Source organism: Aeromonas sp. 1HA1 (assembly GCF_029237385.1).
Lineage (GTDB): Bacteria > Pseudomonadota > Gammaproteobacteria > Enterobacterales > Aeromonadaceae > Aeromonas > Aeromonas popoffii.
This window is the reverse complement of the sequence record NZ_JAACGC010000077.1, coordinates 1-17927: the sequence shown is the minus strand read 5'-3', so window position 1 is coordinate 17927 and position 17927 is coordinate 1. Positions and strand designations below refer to the sequence as shown.

Here is a 17927-nt window from a genome sequence, read left to right as displayed (position 1 = left end):
CGAACAGGGATTGCAGGCTGGAGCTCACTCTGGGAAGGCTGGCAAACACTGCAAAGTAAACTGGACGGCTTTATTGCCGCCAAAGAGATGATGGCTTCGGGGATCAAGATCTGATCAAGAGACAGGAACGGGGCCATTCTCGCCACGAATGAAAATGCCGGTATGGGTCACATCCAGACCAGTAATATTGGTATAGATGCCGATATAATCGCCATCTTCCAGCAGACTCAAGGTAACTTCATCCACGCGATCACCCGGAATATAGCTGATGTCGCGGTCCTTCACTCCCAGCCCCGGAATGTAGTGGCCACCATCCTCCTTCAGATTCAGTATTTTTGGGACAGTCACGACATAATTTCCCACCAGATGGGTCACATCACTGACTTTATTTCCACTATGCACCCAGTCAGAGAAAAAATGTTTTCTAGTCAGATAGTTGACTTCACCATTTACGTAACGAGTGTGCATGACGTTCTCGATGAAATTATGTACACTCGTTGAATGCCGCAGTGACTCAACGTAATCCAGATAGGTGAAGCAATCCAGCTCACCAAAATCCACCACCAGTTTTTCCTGGGTATCACTTGCCCCCACCAGACGATTGGCAACATAGGGATTATCCAGAAACAGACGTGAGAAATCCTTTATTGACTGGCCTGGCGTGCCACCCTGATGCTGCGCAAACATGTCAGCGAGTTGCTGTTCCTCTATATTGTAAAAATCCAGGTTTTTTCCATTGCCGGCCACTGCCACACCAGCAAAAGTGAGTAACGCGACGCCTATTAACTTCATCATCCATTACCGTCCTTGACCAAAAAATATAAAGCGTGGATTGCTCGGCTCATCATCACATGTAAAACATATTCATCTAATGCCATGGAAGATTGATGAAATGGTCGCCGATTGAAAAAAAAAAAAATGTAAGCAAATGTGCCCACGCCCGGCCTGACTGGGCCATTTCTCACCAAATAAAGCAGCCCCGGCACTGCCGGGGCTGTTTTATTTCCGTCTCAAGTCATGGCCGCGACGCGGCCTCTACGACACCGGCCTCATGCCCCTCCCATGGGCTGGCTGCACTGTCAGCCCAATGCCAGCCAGACCCCTACGCCAAACATCAGGGAGCCAGCGATCCGGTTCATCAGGGTGACGTTGCCGCTCTTGGCGAGGAAGTGACGCAGGGTGCGGCCACCGCTGGCGTAGAGCAGCAGGCACGAGAACTCTATGACCAGGATCAGGGCCACCAGTGCGCTGATCTGGGGGGGCATCGGCTTGGCCGCGTTGATGAAAGGGGGCAGCAGGGAAACCATGAAAGCCCAGCCCTTGGGGTTGGCGATGGCGGTGACAAAGCCCTGCATGGCCAGAGCAAGGGGACGCGTCTCCTGTCCGGCCGAGAGATCCGCCGGGATGGCCATCTTGCCCTTGGCCTGCCACATCTGGATGCCGAGCCAGATAAGATAGGCGCCGCCCACGTATTTGAAGGTCGAGAAGAGTGACGGGTAGTTAAGCATGACGGCCGCCACCCCGATCACCGACAGTACCGAGACCAGCCCCACCCCGATGAGCTCTCCCCACATCATGGGCAGGGTACGGCGCACCCCCTGGCTCATACCAAGAGTCATCGCCAGGGTCATGCACATACCGGGGGTAACGGAGACAAAGAAAAACGTGGGAATAAACAGCGCCAGAATAGCGGGATCAATCCAGTCGGACACACTACACCTCCATGGTAACAAGCCCGCAATCTTGCCTATCACACTCTTTTAACACAAGAAAAACCTGCCTATCCGTTTTCAAGTTCTCATACCGCTTCTGCTCGCCAGCCTGCTGATGATCCTCATGGCCGGGATCAGCAAGCAGGAGATAGGCGGTGCCATTTCGGACATGAACGAAACCACAGCCAGCATGACCCGCAACAAGGAGGACACCGCCGCCGAGGCCTCTCCTGCGTCGCCGCCAGTCACGAACTGTCACAACTCGCCGAGCCGCAGCACAAACAGCGGACCCAGTTCCAGTTGTCATTGTTGCGCGATCACGCCGGACTCAGGCTCCGCTCGCGGGGCATTCATTTTCATGGCACTGTCGACTTGTCATTGTTTTAAACGCTATTTTTTATGGCGTGGCTTCATTAGGGGCTGGGCCGCCCCACCAAATGTGAGTATGGTAGAGGCACGTCACTCCCCCTCACATGAGATCATCATGATGCTGAAATTCAAGAAACCGGCCTTCATCGGCCTGGGCCTCATCGCCCTCGTCTCCGCCATCTGGCTCGACTTCTATCTGCCGGAGCACACCATCGCCACCATCACAGGGGTCGAGGTGAAACGCACCGACAAGGATGGCCCCATCAGCCAGAAAAACCCGGCTGACGGCCCCACGACTGACGTCTATTACATCTATACCGAACGGCCCGGCGAGAATATCCGCGTGTTTCGCAACGAAGATACCCAGTGGGGCTGGCCCTTCTACTTCAAGTTCAATGCCGCCGATGTGCAGGCCAAGGCCAAGTCCATGGAGTTCGAGAAGCGTCTGGCGCGCATCACCTCCTACGGCTGGCGCGTGAACATGTTTTCCATGTTCCCCAACGTCACCAAGATTGAGAGCACAGAGCCTGACGCCTCCACCTGGAGCTTCTTCCGCTGGTTCTGGTTCGGCATCTGGGCACTGGTGATGGGCAAGGCCATCCTCGCGACCTGGCGCTACTTCGACCGGCTCGAGGACAAGATATGACAGAGCCGAGCAAGACACGATCCAGCTTCTATCGACGGCTTTACGTGGCCTGGCTGATCAGTCAGGGCACAGACACCATCCCGGCCATCATGGCCGCCACCGGCATGCCCAGACGCACAGCCCAGGACACGCTAAGTGCCTTGGCGGAGCTGGACATCAGCTGCGCCTTCGAGCAGACCGAGGGGGCACGTCACCTACAGGGGCACTATCGCATAGGCGACTGGGGGCCCATTAACCCTGCCTGGATCAAAACGCAACTGCCCGTGATCAAGCAGACGCTGGGTTATCCATAAGCGCTATCGCGCGGCAACCGGAGGAGCTAGGATCACGGCGCAACTGACCGCGATCAAGCAGACGCCGGGTTATTCCTGATCCTGGCGAGGGGACGACAAACAGGGGCCAGCCAATGAGGCTGGCCCCTGTTTTTTTTATGTCGAGAGGACGGACAAGGCGCTGCAGATAGCGGAAAGCTTATTCCGGGAAGGGCTCTTCCGGCTGCGGCTCCAACGCCTCACCCTGGGTGCAGTCTATGATGGATCGCTTGGGGTTGTTGGGGTCGCGCAGCAGCAGGGGAGCCAGCCCTTCGCTGTGCTTCTGCTCGTCGGAAAACTCGCTGCCATAGGCGTTATGAGTCAGCCTTCTCGCATTGGCAATGGGGGTGTCCACGAACAGGGCATGCACCTCGAAGGTGGACGAGGGGATGAGAAAGCCGCTGATGGGCAGGCCATGCAGCTCCTGGCGGGTCTTGTACCAGGCAAACCCGTCCGTCACCTTGTAGGGAGTGAAATTTTTGAGCTGAGGGTGGGCCGGCTCGCCGGTTTCGCTATCAAGATAGAGATCATCGAGCTCGCAGGTCGCCAGCCCCTGCCACATAGATTCAAACGGCGTGGAACAGGCCATCAATTGCAACCCGGCCAGCAGTGCCAGCGACGCTTTGTACATTTCCCGTCCCTTCTCTCAATCATGCAATGGCGGTCAGCCAAACGCCCGCAGTCGCTCGACCAGCAGGTCGATAAAGCCCGAACGATCCAGTCCCTGCAACACCAGGGCATTAGCCGGTTTGCCGGTCAGGCCATAGCGATCCACCACCGTCATACCGGTAGTGTGTGTGCCACAGGTTTCGATATCGACCCGGCATTCGACCCCATGGAACAGCTCGGGGGCCAGTAACCAGGCTATGGTACAGGGATCGTGCAGCGGCGCCCCGGTAAATCCCCACTTGGGGTCCCGGTGGTAGATCATGAAAAAGTCGAGCAGACCTGCCACGCACTGGGCCACCGGATTGCTGATGGCGCGCACCCGCTCGATATCCTCATCCATCACCTGTGCCTCATGGGTCACATCAAGGCCACACATGGTGATGGGGATGCCTGACTTGAACACCATATCGGCCGCTTGTGGGTCGACATAAATATTGAATTCCGCCGCCGGAGTCCAGTTACCTGCCCCCGCAGCGCCCCCCATCAATACGATGCGGGCAATGTTTGGTTTGAGCTCCGGGTGGGCCGCCAGCAGCAAGGCGATATTGGTGAGCGGGCCCGTCGGCACCAGGGTCACGGGCGCCGGGCTCTTGCGCAAACACTTGGCCATCAATTCGAGCCCCGTCATGGCCTGCGGCGCAAAAGCGGGATCCGGCAGTGTGGGGCCATCAAGACCCGACTCGCCGTGGACGTTGTCGGCGATAATCAGCGCGCGGGCCAGCGGTTTGGGCGCCCCCGCCGCCACCGGAATATCGTCCCGCCCCAGCAGGGTCAGGATGCGCAGGGCATTGTTGAGGGTCTTGTCCGGCGTCTGGTTGCCCGCACTGGTGGTGACAGCAAGCACGTTAAGTTCGGGGCTGGCCAGCGCCAGAATGAGGGCAATGGCGTCGTCATGGCCGGGATCACAATCGAGAATAACGGGCAGAGCCATGGAAAGGGTCCTTACAACATAACAGGGAGCCATACCTTAACAAGCAAGCTTCGGATGAACTCGGGAAGGGGTCACAAAACGGGGCCTTGTTCGTTTCCAAACAGCCATGCATTGCCAACCGTGGTGTTATTTAACCAGTTCATTATCAAATGGTTGAACAGGGCTATCTCGTTCACCCCATTAGGCAATCCACACGGCCCATTCGCCGGGCTGCGCCAGTTCGGGTATGATCGCCCCCCGTTTCCAGCCCGTGCGCCCTATGTCTGTTATCGTCGACACCTTTATCGCCCCACCCTGCAGTGCCGCCATTGAGACGCTGTTTGAGGATGATCATCTGCTGCTGATCAACAAGCCAAGCGGCCTGCTGAGCCTCTCGGGCAAGAACCCGCTGAACTTCGACTCGGTTCATTATCGGCTGGTGCAGGATTACCCCGGTTGCACCCTGGTGCATCGCCTCGACTTTGGCACCTCAGGCATCATGGTGGTGGCCAAAAACAAGGCCATCAATGCCCTGCTCTGCCAGCAGTTCAGCCAGCGGGCGGTGAGCAAGGCCTACAGCGCCCTGCTGTGCGGCCATCTGGCTGACGATGAGGGGGTGATAGACGCGCCTATCGCCAAGGATCCGGCGATTTTCCCGCTGATGAAGATCTGCGCCGCCAGCGGCAAACCCGCCCGCTCCCGCTATCAGGTGATTGAGCGGCTGGCGCAGCAGATGCAGGGTCAAACCGTGCCATTGACACGGGTGCGGTTAGTGCCGCAGACCGGCCGTACCCATCAACTGCGGATCCACAGCCAGCTGCTGGGGCATCCCATCCTCGGCTGCGATCTCTATGGCGGCCTGCTCTTGCCTGGCTGCGAACAGGCACCGCGGCTGATGCTGCACGCCAGCGAACTGGATTTTACTCATCCGGTGAGCGGCGAGCCGATGCAGATCCGCTGCGCTGCGCCTTTTTAGGTGCAGTGAGTAGATGGCAATAAGCGCGAGTGTGGCGGGAATAGTGAAAGGGGTGACAGGAGAGGAAAAGGGGCAAACGGCAGATAAAGATAGGGGCCGCGCTTTCGCAACGGCCCCCACCCCCCACTCGGTGCTCTTGTATCAAGAGCTGCTATCAGATCAGCTTGCGGGCAGCGCCCAATGCGATCTTGATGGCATCAGATTCAGTTTTTGCCATGGTCTCGGCGTTCGGGATTTCCTGCTGGGTACGGTTGACGATAACGCCAGCCACCATACCGGCACGCAGGCCCTGGCTGGTGCACATGGTCAGCAGGGTGGCAGATTCCATCTCATAGTTCAGCACGCCCATGGCTTGCCACTCTTTCATGGAACCCTGGAAACGGCTCACTACGCGGCCGGATACGGTGTCGTAACGCTCCTGACCCGGGTAGAAGGTATCGGAAGAGGCAGTCACACCGATGTGCAGCTTGGAGCCCATCTCTTTAGCTGTGTTGACCAGCGCGGTAGTGCAGTCGAAGTCGGCCACGGCCGGGAACTCCATCGGTGCAAAGTGCAGGCTGGCACCGTCAAGGCGCACGGAACCGGTAGTCACGATCACGTCACCCACATTCAGGTGCGGCTGGATGGCACCTGTGGTGCCGATACGCAGGAAGGTATTGATACCCAACTGAGCCAGCTCTTCAACCGCGATGGAGGTGGACGGGCCACCGATACCGGTAGAGCAGATGATCACGGCCTTGCCGTCCATCTCACCGCGCCAGGTAGTGAATTCACGATGGCTGGCCAGGTGCACCGGGTTATCCAACAGCTCTGCGATGCGCTTGACGCGCTCGGGGTCACCGGGAACGATCGCCAAGGTGGCGCCTTGCAGATCCGCTTTCTTCAAACCCAAGTGAAATACATCAGACATAGTGGACTCCTGGTTGCCCCCTGCCAGCAGGGTCAGGGCGCAAGTTAAGATGATTCTTCATGATACTTTCAAGCCTTTCCCCCTCTTTAGGGGAGGCGCCAACTATGGTCGAAAGCGCTTTCCAATTCCTTGAAGCGCCTCACACTTCCACGCATTGACAGTCACAAACTCCGCGCAAAACGTTTGCTAACTTGATGAATTTCTTGAAAAACGTTTTTCTGCAAACTGATCACGACAGGGAAAGTCAAGCCTGGTTCAGCGCTTAATTAACGACTCGTGATCGACCCCGTAAAGTTGTAAACAAGATGCTTTTGTATCCCTCCCATGATGGTAGCTTAACCACCAATTACCACTAAATGGCTAACTATAGGGAGTCCATCATGGCGACATTCAAGTTCTACATCCCCGCAATCAACCTGATGGGGGCCGGCTGTCTGCAAGAGGCCGCCGCCGATATCAAGGGTTACGGCTATCGCAAGGCGCTGATCGTCACCGATAAAATCCTCAACCAGATCGGCGTGGTTGCCAAACTCACCGCACTCTTGGCTGAACATGGCATTGAAAGCGTGGTGTTCGACGAAACCAAGCCGAACCCCACCATGGCCAACGTCGAATCAGGTCTGGCCATGATCAAGGCCAACGGCTGCGACTGCGTCATCTCGCTGGGGGGTGGCTCGCCCCATGACTGCGCCAAGGGCATCGCCCTGGTCGCCGCCAACGGGGGCAGCATCCAGGATTATGAAGGGGTGGATCGCTCCGCCAAGCCGCAGTTGCCGCTCATCGCCATCAACACCACTGCCGGTACCGCCTCCGAGATGACCCGCTTCTGCATCATCACCGACGACGCGCGCCACGTGAAAATGGCCATCATCGACAAGCACGTTACCCCGCTGATGTCGGTCAACGATCCCGAGCTGATGCTGGCCAAACCGGCCGGTCTCACCGCCGCCACCGGCATGGATGCCCTGACCCACGCCATTGAGGCGTATGTCTCCACCATCGCCACCCCGGTGACCGATGCCAGCGCCATCATGGCGATCCAGCTCATCGCCAAGCACCTGCGCACCGCGGTCAACCAGGGCGACGATCTGCATGCCCGCGAGCAAATGGCTTACGCCCAGTTCCTGGCTGGCATGGCCTTCAACAACGCAAGCCTGGGTTACGTGCACGCCATGGCGCACCAGCTGGGTGGCTTCTATGACCTGCCCCACGGGGTCTGCAACGCCGTGCTGCTGCCCCACGTTCAGGCTTACAACGCGCAAGTGAGCGCCGCCCGCCTGAAAGAGGTGGCCCGCTACCTGGGGGTGGACGTGAGCGCCATGAACGACGAGCAGGGCGCCGATGCGGCGATTGCCGCCATCAAGCAGCTGGCGCTGGATGTGAAGATCCCGGCTGGTCTGGCGCAGCTCGGCGTCAAGGCCGATGACTTCGATATCCTGGCCAGCAACGCCCTGAAAGATGCCTGCGGCTTCACCAACCCGAAACAGGCAAGCCATGAGGAGATAGTCGCCATCTTCCGCGCCGCCCTGTAAACCGCCATCAGGCAGAAAGGGTCGCACGGCGGCCCTTTTTATTGGCTGATGGATCAATGGCTTTTTACTTCCGCAGAGGGAGCCGGTATGATTTGCCGAGCTTAAAAAGACTTGAATGGATGATCTGAACTCGATATGCGGATGAAACACCTGATTGCCGCGGCCCTGACCGCCCTCACCCTGTCCGGTTGCAGCCTGGTCTATCGCATCGATATTCCCCAGGGCAACTATGTGGAACAAAAACAGGTCGACAAACTGCGCCAGGGCATGACCCGCGAACAGGTCGAGTTCGTGCTGGGTTCCGCCATGCTGCGCGATGCCTTTGACCCGAACACCTGGTATTACCTCTATGAATTCCAGCCGGGTCGTGGCGAAAAGGAGCGCAGGGAGCTCACCCTGACCTTCGCCAACGAAAAATTGGCCACGGTCACCGGCGACTTCCCGTTGCCAGCGGCCTTCCACACACCGCTCTGATCGCATTCACAAAACCGGCCCCGTGCCGGTTTTGTTTTATGTGGCCACCGCCATCCCATCTTCGCGAGGAAACCTCCATGAACCAGCTCCGACATCCCCATCCCAGCGGACGGCTTGATGACCAGGCGCTGGCGGCCCCCGTTGAAGCAGGGAGGCACCCATGAGCCAGATCCTGATCGCCGGGGCCAGCGGGCTGATTGGCCGGGAACTGCTCCGTCAACTCGACCCCGCTCACTCACTGACCCTGCTCTGTCGCCAGGCGGGTGATCCCCGCTCCCAACATCACTGGCTGCCGGCCGACTTCGAACAACTGGCGGAACTCAGCCTGCCCGATCCGGTCGACATCGCCTTCTGCTGCCTCGGCACCACCCGCAAGCAGGCGGGGTCCGACGAGGCGTTTCGCCGGATCGATCACGACTATGTGCTGGCCTTCGCGGCACTCGCTCGCCGCCACGGCTGCCAGCGTCTTATCGTCGTCTCGAGTCTGGGGGCCAATCCACACTCGCCGGCCCTCTATCCCCGCACCAAGGGGCAGATGGAACTGGCGCTGCTGACACAAGCCTGGCCACGGCTCGCCATAGTGCGCCCCGCCATGCTGCTCGGCAACCGCCAGCCGCCGCGCCTGTCGGAGCAATGCTTACAGGCGTTCTATCCGCTGCTGCGCCCCCTGCTGGTTGGCAAGTTGCGCCGCTGGCGCGCCATCGACGCCAGCCAGGTAGCCCACGCCATGATAGTGCTCAGCCAGCAGGAGGGTGGCGTTGAGGTGGTGGAAAACGAGCGGCTGCACGGGATGTGACAGCGCTCTGCCGCTGAACCGAGTTGGTGACGACTCAACAGAAAAACAGATCAAAAAAGGCGCCAAGGCGCCTTTTTACTCCAGAGTGCGGCATCAGGCCGGATCTGTGTCCCCTCGCTTGCGGTTGGCATTGGGCCGCCCGCCGGTCACCGCATCGGCACGGCCCTCTTCCTTGGCCTTCTCGGCCCGCTTCTTGCGCATCTCTTTCGGATCGGCGATGAGCGAGCGGTAGATCTCGATGCGATCCCCGTCCTGCAGCAGGTCAGCCCCCTTGACCGGCCGACTGTAGATGCCGAACTTGTTGACCGACAGATCGATCTCCGGGTGCTTCTGCACTATGCCGGACTGCTCGATGGCGGCCAGCACGCTGGTGGCGGGAGCAACCCGGATGCGCAGCACAGTCTGGCGCTCGGGCAAGGCATACACCACGTCGATATTGAGCAGATCAGACACCGTACACCACCTTGGCGCGGTTGGAGAAGGCAAGCACCATGGAGCCCACCAGGTCGCGGAAAATCTGGCCAAATGCCAGCTCGATCAGCTTGGAGGTGAACTCAAAATCGAGGTCGAATTCGACCTTGCAGGCATCCACATCCAGCGGCGTAAAGGTCCACCAGCCAGCCAGCTTGCTGAAGGGGCCCTCCACCAGTTCCATCTTGATCTGCCGGTTGGCATCGAGCCGGTTGCGGGTGGTAAACGTCTTGGCAATCCCCGCCTTGGCCACATCGACCGAGGCAGTCATATAGTCATCGCCTGTCTCGTGGACACGGCTGCCGACACAACCGGGCAGAAACTCCGGATAAGCGTGAACATCATTGACCAGCCTGAACATTTGTTCTGCGCTGAACATCACCAGGGCACTGCGAGTAATACGGGGCATGGGCTTTCCTCATCCAATCGGGCCGATTTTATCACCTTGTCGGCCAAGATCATCCCCAAAACCGCTCATAAAGCCGCCACTCGAGCAGTTGCGCGTTTTACAGCCGCCGCCACCCACGTATAATGCGCCTTCCTAATCATTGCCAAAGGCGCCCGTCATGAGCAAAAAGAACAGTAAAAACAAAGCCGGGTCCAGCACCATTGCACTCAACAGAACCGCCCGCCACGAGTACTTCATCGAAGAGCGCGTGGAAGCCGGTCTGTCCCTGCAAGGGTGGGAAGTCAAATCCCTGCGGGCGGGCAAGGCCAACATCAGCGAAGCCTATGTCATCTTCTTGCAGGGCGAGGCCTTCCTGTTCGGCTCCACTTTCCTGCCACTGAACGCCGCCTCCAGCCACGTGGTGTGTGATCCGACCCGCACCCGCAAGCTCCTGCTGAGCCGCCGTGAACTCGACAAGCTGGAGAGCCTGACCGCCCGTCAGGGGTACACCATAGTGCCGCTGGCGCTCTACTGGAAAGAGTGCTGGGTCAAGGTCGAGATCGGCCTGGTCAAAGGCAAGAAAGAGCACGACAAACGGGAAGACACCAAGGCCCGCGAATGGGATCGGGAGAAAGCCCGCATCATGAAAAACAAGCATCGCGGCTGATTGTGCGCCGCATGCAGCCATGCGGCGTCCAATAAACCAGCAATCGACCGGTCCAGGCCGGTCGATTGCTATCAACGCCTTGCCATGACAGGATTTTTGCGTACAATCGACTTTGACAACTTGGGGCTGATTCTGGATTCGACAAGATTCACGAAACCCAAGGTGCATGCCGAGGTGCGGTAGGCCTCGTTAACAAACCGCAAAAAAATAGTCGCAAACGACGAAAACTACGCACTCGCAGCTTAATAACCTGCGCTGAGCCCTTCTACCCTAGCTTGCCTGTGTCCTAGGGAATCGGAAGGTCATCCTTCACAGGATCGTGTGGAAGTCCTGCTCGGGGCGGAAGCATTAAAACCAATCGAGCTAGTCAATTCGTGGCGTGTCTCTCCGCAGCGGGTTGGCGAATGTAAAGAGTGACTAAGCATGTAGTACCGAGGATGTAGTAATTTTGGACGGGGGTTCAAATCCCCCCAGCTCCACCAATTTAACTAGGACAGCGGTAGGACAAAACGAGGTAAAACAGCCACTTAGCGAAATCATCGCGACAGAGGCTGGCCTGAAACAGGAACCAAAATGATCCACTGGTGATCCAAGATTTAGAAAGCCTGCAGAAATGCAGGCTTTTTTCTTTTTCACTATCGAAGACATCAAAAAGCCCGCACTGTGGCGGGCTAATCCGAATCCTTCCGCGTTACAACGCAGTGACTTCATCACGAAGCCTTTCAAGAATGCGCGCGATTGTATCCCGCTCCTGCAGTGTCAGATCTACTTCCTCCAAGTACACTTCAAGCTCCGCCAGTATTAATTCCATCCTGTGGTCCCCCAGGTCTCCTCTCAATCTCTCGACTGTGAGACACTGTATGAATATACAGTGCAATTGGGACCCTATCACCATTCACTTCTGCATTGTATTAAAATTAACCACCCCCTCCTCATTCGCCGCCTATCTTTGTCTAAACCGTGACCAAAGTATCACCAGAAGCTAATGACAAATAGCACAACAAAGCCTATCAGGATCAGCATGAAACCAAAGGCCATAAAGTTATCCAGGCTCTCCCTATCGGATCTGCTGAAACACCAATACCCCAAGGCGAACGGGATCAATGCCAACGTGAAGCTGAAACTAAATGTCTTGAGCGCCAGCACCATACATCCGAGCGCAAGCAGTATCCACATGGTCGAGTCCTCAAAACCTCCACCCTATCCCCGTGAATACAGCTCAACCAGGGCCGCTATTGCGCTACTCCCAGTTCTGCCGGTTATGGTTTACCGCTTGGAACACCAAGTCATTCCTGCGGGCTAGTAATTCATCAATGCGCCTTCGCTTTTCCTCTGCATCCAGGATCCTGTCTCGCTGGATCAACTCTATCTTGTTACGCACGACCCTTACTTGTTGCTGGGTTCGGCTCAGGTTACGGCGCGATTTGAGTATCCCGCCCTGCTCCTCTAACAATTCGCTGGCCTTATCGGTCAGCCCTTCGCTTCGATACTGATCCACGGTGCGCTTGAGTTGATTAACCTCGTTGAGCATCCGGTAGAACTCTTCCATATGCTGGGTCGATTTCGCCGGGCCAGAGCCCCGGTATACCGCCTTGACCAGTGGGATCTCATCGCCGCGCCAACTGGCTGACTCACCAGGGCGGCTAGCCCGGATCAACCCGTCTGCAGCAGCCATCACGTAACTACCCATGGTGCCGGTGTAGCCGATGAGCAGGTGCTCCAGCTGCTTGGGAGAAAAACCTGATAGCTCACCAAGCTCGCGCATCAGCAAGCTGGTCTGCTCGTTGTAACGGGCCTCGGCACGCACAGCCATATCCTGGGGGCCATCGATTGGCCCACCTCGGAAGCTGTCATAGTTAAAGGCGGCCTCAACCATCGGCTTGACCAGTTGGGGAGTTGGGTTGAGGGCAAAGGTATCGCCGACCGCCCGGGCCACCGCCTTGCCGAACTGGGCGCCGGTGTCTTTGTCTCCCAGGGCTCGCACCATACGCTCGGGAATGGTGCCGAACATCACCCCAATCTCGAACGGTTTAGGGATCCGGAAGTGCTGATCCCCAATGAAGAAGTGCCAGTTGGTATCTTTGTCCCAATCTGGCAGTGCCTCGTACCGCTCATCGTCCCAGTTGGCAGCAAGCAGGCCGAGCGACATGGCCGTGATCATGCCAGCGCGCTTGGCAATCTCGCGCGGGTTGTCACGCAGCTCTCGGGTCAGCTTGCCCAGCCCCTGAAGGCGGGCATTGAAGAACGGCAGCACCATGGCCGCCCCTTGAATGGCACGAGCAGCACCCAGCATGGAGAAGTCCATCAGGTCCTTCGATTCAAAGGCGGCCTGCGCGTGACTCTTGCCTGCCTTGATGGCGGCGTCATAGACCGCCTCACGGTTGGCATTCTCCAATCCCTCACCAAGCCTGTTGTACTTCTCCCATGCGTTAGCCACCACGCCTTTGGCATGGGCTGCATTGCGGATGATGGACTTCTCATACTTGGCGATCTGCTCTGGCGTCATCCCCTTGCGACGCAGCGACTTGCGCACCGTGTCAGCCATGGCGGTGGGGTCATTGCCGTTGACGTAGCCACCAAGGAAGCTGGCACCACTAAACATCACATCGATGGTGCTGCCATCCATGGCCAGGGTTTTCCTCACCCCCTTGATGGAGTCGATCACTGGCTTGAAGCCATCCTTGCTGATCACCCAGCTGGAGAGTGAGTCGCGCAAGAAGTTGCGCAGCATGAACTCGGGAGATGCAGTGACACCGGCCGTCAGCAGGCGCTTGGCCTTGGCTGCTACATTAACCAGGGCACCGAACGACTGACGGTCGAAGAAGGTCATGGCACGGTAAAGGTCAGGATCCTCTACCCGGAGTATGTAGTCCTCCCCTTCCAGCTTGACGGTGATCAGGTCCTTGCCGTTCTTGAGGGCCCGCCAGTCCATCAAATTTGGCTTGGCCACCACCTTGATGAGACCGGTATCCGCCAAGTTCCAGACGATCTTTTGTGCCGCCATGTTCTTCATGGAGGCATCGATCAGTTTACTGGTACTGGTGAAGATGTTCTCGAGCAGATCGTTGGTGTTGGCCTCACCGCCCTTAAGCTTCTTGATCCCGGCGTTCTGGTTGGCGATCCCCTTCGGCTTGAAGGGGGCGATAACATCGCCATCCTCCGACTCTCGGAAGAAGGGGATATACCATTCGCTCTCGAACTCGGCCCGCGCCTCCGCGGTAAAGAGCCCAGCCTCTTGCGCCAGATCCAGCGTCGCGGCATTGAGGCGATTCCAACGGGACTTCACCTCGATAAATTTGGCCTCTTTGCCATTGCCAACGCCTTTCAGCGCTGCGATGTCATTGGCATCAAGCAGGTTCTCACGCCCCTGTCTCAGCAGGATTTCAGCCCGGTGACCGGCCATCCAGCCAAGCCAATTGTGCAGGTCGGTCCCCAGGTCAGAGAAGATCCCCAGCAACGCATCCTTCTCCCCGGTTCCGGCTTTGCGCTGGATCACCCCATCTTTCCATTCCGGCAAACCATAGAGCATGGTCGCCTGCATGGTGGAGGCTGCACCGGTGGCCATCCGTGCAGCGATATAGCCAGAGTCGGCTGCGTCCGCAATGCCTGCGGCTTGCTCTGCATACTTGATGGGAGCCAAGGCATCGAGCACTTCGGTATTGGCTTTTTTGATGAAGCGGTCAACCCATGACTGGACCACTCCACGATCTACAGATCGCAGCTTGGCAAGGTTGGCTTTGGTGTTATCAATGATGTCAGGCTTGGGGCCCAGATTGAGCTTTTCCATCGCCTTATCGGCGACGGTATTGGTTTGGCTAAATTTCAGACCATCAGGTGGGAGAGATCCATGGTCTCGAGGGCTTTCATGTTCGCCTCGTGCCGGCGCCGCATATCCTGCCGCAACGATTCTATCTCTGATTTTGTCAGCATCCTGGGCACGAAGGATGTATCTACCTTCTGACTCGGTGAGGGAGTCAAAGCCGTAGCTGAATCGGTTTTGCCACCACGCTTCAAGACCTGTGCCGCCATACTGTTCTCTTAATTGCTCAAGGGTTGAGCTATCTATGGCAATTTTGGCGGAATACTGCTTGCCGGTCAATGCAGTTGCAGCAAGCACCTCCCCACCTCGATTCTCAATGTACCCCTTGAGGTTAGCCAAGGTTCCCCCTTGGGTTAGGGTATCGTCCATAATGAGATAAGGCTTGTCTGTTCGCACTTTGCCATCAAACCCTGGCTGTAAGGCCAACCGACCAAACCCATTCTGCGCCGTTCGCCCTACCTTAGCAGCTTGAACGATATCCACACTGACCTCTATCCCCAGAACTTTGCCTAGCAGGTCAGCCATCGCTTGCGGAATTGCATTACGACTCACCGCCTCCTCAGCATGCACACCCAAGGCAATCGCCTCTCTATCGCCAATCACCGCTTTGAGTTGCCTAATTGCATCCGGTGATAACACCTTGCTAACCAGTCTCCGCGCGGCGGCATCATCGCCACCTTTGGCAGCCTCATAATCAGGATTGCTGGTCGCATCACCCAACCGGCCGTGCAAAATGACCTCGGGGAATCCCTCTTGCCAGGGCGAGCGTTCAGCACTGAACCACAACCCATCGCCATCAGCGCCAATGCTACTGGCATCGGGGCGCTTCAGTTTCTTGCCAAGCCCCTCGATTAGGCTGCGTGTCTCAGCAGCAGTAATACCCTCGGGTACAAAACCAACGGCGCGCAGGGCCTGTTTCACCCATGACAGCACTTTGTCCCAACCGCGCTGCCAAGCGTTCTGCTCAAGCTCGGCGATGTGGGCAACAACTTCCTCAGCCTGAGTGCCAATGTCCTCATCTGCATAATGGGTATTAACCCAGTCCCATACCTCCTTCATACTTGGATCTTTCTTGGACTGGATCAGGCGACTCATCAGCTTGGTGTATTCACCACCGCCCAGTACGTTGGCCAATCCATAATGGGCCAGCACCTCATGACGTAGGATCTCGCGCATCCTCTGGGGATTGGCGATGGTGTCTGCGGCCACATGCAGGGTGCTGGAGCTGTCATCAAATGCCGCACGTCGGATCAGTCCATCCTTGGCATCCAGTCCCAGGGACTGCTCTAGTTCAACCTGAGTGGCATGGATCTGCACATCAATGCCACTTGCCCCCTGGTACTGCTTGAACCATAACTTGGTGACCAGCTCCGCCTCTTTCTGGGTCAGGTGCTTAGCTGGCTTGTCGCCTTGCGCCATGGCCTGCTTGGAAAACAGGATCCGGTGCGCCCCCTCCTCACGCTCTTCAATGGCGTCAAAAAACTGATCAAAACCAGCACGGATGGCAGGAACCTCCCCGGCGGTCGGGTAGGGATAACTCTCATCAAGCCGCATCCCCAGCGCCGCTTCTGCATCCCATGACGCCTCACTCACGATATTGGCCAGGTAATCGTTACTAGCACTCTGATCTTGCAGCTTGGCTATCAGATACGACTCGAACGCCCGGGCGCTTAGCTCTCTGTCAGTGGTCCAATACGCCTTGCTACGCCTGTCATCGAGCTTGCGAGACCGCTCCTTGAGCGCAGTCTGCTTGATGGCCCGGTTAACAGCACCAAACGCCTTGATCATCTCTTTGCGCACGTCACCACGATGGATAAATGGGCTCTCCCTAGCCGCCAAAGATACATCCAGAGCCTCGGTCATCATGTCACCTGGTTGGCCACGGATTCTGGCAAAGTAGCCATCAAGCGCATGCCACCACTCATGACCCAATGAACCGGCCCCATTCATCTTGGTGAGGTTGATCACCACCTTACCGTGCTCGTAATGTGCAGCAGCAGGATTAACCCCACCAGAGCCCCTAGCGCCGAACGCCAGCCCCAGCTCACCATTGAGCGACAGAGCCTTGGGCGAGATCCCCAGTACCGCCGCCATATCCATCAATGCATCGTAGGCATGGTTCAAGTCCCGCTGACGACGCCCCTGCTCCACCCAGTTGCCAAACTCCACCCCACGAAAACCAAATGCTTCCCCAAACAGCTCAGGGGTGACGTCAGCACCACCGCGCATGTCTTCACCCACTCGAGGCAAGTTGATATCACGGCGTTCATGTGGGATCTCCTTGGCCTTTTCCAGCTTGCTGACCAGCTCGTCATAGTGGTCATCCCGATACTTTCTGGCATCACTGACGTTATTAAACGCCTCTGTCAGGTCCAGGTGGTTGCGGCCCACTTTCTTCCCAACGATCCAATCTTGGCCATTACGGCGACTGTAGATGGCGAACGAAATGGCTTTGGGTTTACTGCCTGATTGCGTCAATTGGTCATAGCGATGCTTGAACGCAGTAATCACTTCCGCCTTGCTCGCCCCTGATGCAATGGTTCTCGGCCAGTTGCCAAAGACACTCGATTTACTTTCTCGGCTAAGGGTCCAAATACCCTTGGGTGGGTTGTACTTCACCCCCTCATAGAGGCTGTAACTGCCCAGACTGAGGGAAAGATCGGCCAGACTTCGTTGGTGGCCAACCGCCACATAGAGATCTGCCCTGTGATGAATAGCATGAGCACTGCGCAGACTAGTGCTGGACATCACTCGTTTTGCCGTATCCGCATCAACAGTGCCATCCATCAGGCCAAGAGACAGGTCACGCAGCAACTTCACGGCCTGTGCCCAGTTACCAACCTTATAGCTGACCCGAGGCTTGGCAGGGATCGCGTCACGAGCGGCCCTGGCAATGGCAACGGCATGACGATCCACTCCTGACTCTATCAGCTTGTCGTAGTCTGGTGCCGGCCATGCCTTGGAGAGAGGCAGCGCCTTGATCTGCACAGCGGTATCCCCTTCGACGGTGTCGCGGTACGCCGTCCAGCTATCCTTGCGTGCCCCACCAATCTTCTCGCCAAAATCTGCGATCTTGCTCTGTGGCTCGGTCTTGCCAGCCACCGCAGGCTTGGTGGTATCACCGTCACTGAGCCAACGCTTAAACGCCTCGACCCTGACTCTTATACACAAATATTGTGAACTGATTGGCACTTTTCCCGATTTCCAGGATCTGATCTCCTATGTGACTCCCGAACATGGTAACGATCATGCTAACTTTTGCTCTTCATCGTGCGG

The 17927-nt window shown here is 57.3% G+C and carries 16 protein-coding genes and 1 other RNA gene; 8 read left to right on the top strand and 9 right to left on the bottom strand.

Annotated features, from left to right (window positions below; translation table 11 throughout):
- Window positions 1-114 precede the first annotated feature (114 nt).
- Window positions 115-795, bottom strand: coding sequence for an N-acetylmuramoyl-L-alanine amidase-like domain-containing protein (locus GWQ22_RS18265; protein ID WP_275931190.1), 681 nt, complete (start codon window positions 793-795; stop codon window positions 115-117).
- A 284-nt stretch (window positions 796-1079) separates the two neighbouring features.
- Entirely contained in the window at window positions 1080-1712 is a 633-nt protein-coding gene (locus tag GWQ22_RS18260; RefSeq protein WP_108535530.1) for a LysE family translocator, read from the bottom strand.
- A gap of 484 nt (window positions 1713-2196) precedes the next feature.
- Here GWQ22_RS18260 and GWQ22_RS18255 point away from each other — a divergent pair, with 484 nt between their 5' ends.
- Both GWQ22_RS18255 and GWQ22_RS18250 read left to right on the top strand, forming a co-directional pair.
- Window positions 2197-2727 (top strand): DUF1523 family protein, encoded by a 531-nt coding sequence (locus GWQ22_RS18255; RefSeq protein WP_042036952.1) that lies wholly within the window; start codon window positions 2197-2199, stop codon window positions 2725-2727.
- A complete protein-coding gene (locus GWQ22_RS18250; protein WP_042036953.1) occupies window positions 2724-3020 on the top strand; it encodes a winged helix-turn-helix domain-containing protein in 297 nt (98 codons plus the stop codon). The genes GWQ22_RS18255 and GWQ22_RS18250 overlap by 4 nt, the downstream gene beginning before the upstream one ends.
- 178 nt (window positions 3021-3198) lie before the next feature.
- Here the strand turns inward: GWQ22_RS18250 and GWQ22_RS18245 are convergent, their stop codons facing one another.
- Together GWQ22_RS18245 and rihA are read right to left on the bottom strand one after the other, a co-directional pair.
- The gene (locus GWQ22_RS18245; RefSeq protein ID WP_275931189.1) at window positions 3199-3669 is read right to left on the bottom strand and encodes a hypothetical protein; all 471 of its coding nucleotides are present in this window, start codon (window positions 3667-3669) and stop codon (window positions 3199-3201) included.
- A 33-nt stretch (window positions 3670-3702) separates the two neighbouring features.
- A complete protein-coding gene (gene rihA / locus GWQ22_RS18240) occupies window positions 3703-4638 on the bottom strand; it encodes a pyrimidine-specific ribonucleoside hydrolase RihA (protein ID WP_275931188.1) in 936 nt (311 codons plus the stop codon).
- 226 nt (window positions 4639-4864) lie between these two features.
- On the opposite strand from rihA, the gene GWQ22_RS18235 reads away from it, so the two are divergent.
- Window positions 4865-5593, top strand: coding sequence for an RluA family pseudouridine synthase (locus tag GWQ22_RS18235; protein ID WP_275931187.1), 729 nt, complete (start codon window positions 4865-4867; stop codon window positions 5591-5593).
- Window positions 5594-5747: 154 nt separating this feature from the next.
- Here GWQ22_RS18235 and udp read toward each other — a convergent pair whose 3' ends face one another.
- Entirely contained in the window at window positions 5748-6503 is a 756-nt protein-coding gene (gene udp, locus GWQ22_RS18230) for a uridine phosphorylase (protein WP_042036957.1), read from the bottom strand.
- A gap of 380 nt (window positions 6504-6883) precedes the next feature.
- Here udp and yiaY point away from each other — a divergent pair, with 380 nt between their 5' ends.
- The 3 genes from yiaY to GWQ22_RS18215 all read left to right on the top strand — a co-directional run bounded on the left by yiaY (window position 6884) and on the right by GWQ22_RS18215 (window position 9305).
- Window positions 6884-8035 (top strand): L-threonine dehydrogenase, encoded by a 1152-nt coding sequence (gene yiaY, locus GWQ22_RS18225; protein WP_275931186.1) that lies wholly within the window; start codon window positions 6884-6886, stop codon window positions 8033-8035.
- A gap of 135 nt (window positions 8036-8170) precedes the next feature.
- The gene (bamE, locus tag GWQ22_RS18220) at window positions 8171-8509 is read left to right on the top strand and encodes an outer membrane protein assembly factor BamE (protein WP_042036960.1); all 339 of its coding nucleotides are present in this window, start codon (window positions 8171-8173) and stop codon (window positions 8507-8509) included.
- 160 nt (window positions 8510-8669) lie between these two features.
- Window positions 8670-9305, top strand: a complete 636-nt coding sequence (locus GWQ22_RS18215; RefSeq protein WP_275931185.1) for an NAD(P)H-binding protein — start codon at window positions 8670-8672, stop codon at window positions 9303-9305.
- Between the two features lie 93 nt (window positions 9306-9398).
- Here GWQ22_RS18215 and GWQ22_RS18210 read toward each other — a convergent pair whose 3' ends face one another.
- Window positions 9399-9758, bottom strand: a complete 360-nt coding sequence (locus tag GWQ22_RS18210) for an RnfH family protein (RefSeq protein ID WP_275931184.1) — start codon at window positions 9756-9758, stop codon at window positions 9399-9401.
- Window positions 9751-10185 carry an SRPBCC family protein gene (locus GWQ22_RS18205; RefSeq protein WP_042036964.1) on the bottom strand — a complete coding sequence of 145 codons (435 nt, stop codon included), beginning with the start codon at window positions 10183-10185 and terminating at the stop codon, window positions 9751-9753. The genes GWQ22_RS18210 and GWQ22_RS18205 overlap by 8 nt, the downstream gene beginning before the upstream one ends.
- A gap of 157 nt (window positions 10186-10342) precedes the next feature.
- Between GWQ22_RS18205 and smpB the strand changes: the two genes are divergently transcribed.
- Together smpB and ssrA are read left to right on the top strand one after the other, a co-directional pair.
- Window positions 10343-10831 carry an SsrA-binding protein SmpB gene (gene smpB / locus GWQ22_RS18200; protein WP_042036966.1) on the top strand — a complete coding sequence of 163 codons (489 nt, stop codon included), beginning with the start codon at window positions 10343-10345 and terminating at the stop codon, window positions 10829-10831.
- A 122-nt stretch (window positions 10832-10953) separates the two neighbouring features.
- Window positions 10954-11313: a transfer-messenger RNA gene (gene ssrA / locus GWQ22_RS18195) on the top strand.
- 490 nt (window positions 11314-11803) lie between these two features.
- Here ssrA and GWQ22_RS18190 read toward each other — a convergent pair.
- Window positions 11804-12007 carry a hypothetical protein gene (locus GWQ22_RS18190; RefSeq protein WP_275931183.1) on the bottom strand — a complete coding sequence of 68 codons (204 nt, stop codon included), beginning with the start codon at window positions 12005-12007 and terminating at the stop codon, window positions 11804-11806.
- A gap of 64 nt (window positions 12008-12071) precedes the next feature.
- The gene (locus tag GWQ22_RS18185) at window positions 12072-17822 is read right to left on the bottom strand and encodes an LPD38 domain-containing protein (RefSeq protein ID WP_275931182.1); all 5751 of its coding nucleotides are present in this window, start codon (window positions 17820-17822) and stop codon (window positions 12072-12074) included.
- Window positions 17823-17927: the final 105 nt, after the last annotated feature.

What these genes read in the sequence shown, in the direction of transcription:
- GWQ22_RS18205 (WP_042036964.1), bottom strand. Translation starts at nt 10,185, where the DNA reads ATGCCCCGTATTACTCGCAGTGCCCTGGTGATGTTCAGCGCAGAACAA.
- GWQ22_RS18215 (WP_275931185.1), top strand. Translation starts at nt 8,670, where the DNA reads ATGAGCCAGATCCTGATCGCCGGGGCCAGCGGGCTGATTGGCCGGGAA.
- smpB (WP_042036966.1), top strand. Translation starts at nt 10,343, where the DNA reads ATGAGCAAAAAGAACAGTAAAAACAAAGCCGGGTCCAGCACCATTGCA.
- GWQ22_RS18235 (WP_275931187.1), top strand. Translation starts at nt 4,865, where the DNA reads ATGATCGCCCCCCGTTTCCAGCCCGTGCGCCCTATGTCTGTTATCGTC.
- GWQ22_RS18255 (WP_042036952.1), top strand. Translation starts at nt 2,197, where the DNA reads ATGATGCTGAAATTCAAGAAACCGGCCTTCATCGGCCTGGGCCTCATC.
- rihA (WP_275931188.1), bottom strand. Translation starts at nt 4,638, where the DNA reads ATGGCTCTGCCCGTTATTCTCGATTGTGATCCCGGCCATGACGACGCC.
- GWQ22_RS18190 (WP_275931183.1), bottom strand. Translation starts at nt 12,007, where the DNA reads ATGTGGATACTGCTTGCGCTCGGATGTATGGTGCTGGCGCTCAAGACA.
- udp (WP_042036957.1), bottom strand. Translation starts at nt 6,503, where the DNA reads ATGTCTGATGTATTTCACTTGGGTTTGAAGAAAGCGGATCTGCAAGGC.
- GWQ22_RS18250 (WP_042036953.1), top strand. Translation starts at nt 2,724, where the DNA reads ATGACAGAGCCGAGCAAGACACGATCCAGCTTCTATCGACGGCTTTAC.
- GWQ22_RS18265 (WP_275931190.1), bottom strand. Translation starts at nt 795, where the DNA reads ATGATGAAGTTAATAGGCGTCGCGTTACTCACTTTTGCTGGTGTGGCA.
- yiaY (WP_275931186.1), top strand. Translation starts at nt 6,884, where the DNA reads ATGGCGACATTCAAGTTCTACATCCCCGCAATCAACCTGATGGGGGCC.
- GWQ22_RS18245 (WP_275931189.1), bottom strand. Translation starts at nt 3,669, where the DNA reads ATGTACAAAGCGTCGCTGGCACTGCTGGCCGGGTTGCAATTGATGGCC.
- bamE (WP_042036960.1), top strand. Translation starts at nt 8,171, where the DNA reads ATGCGGATGAAACACCTGATTGCCGCGGCCCTGACCGCCCTCACCCTG.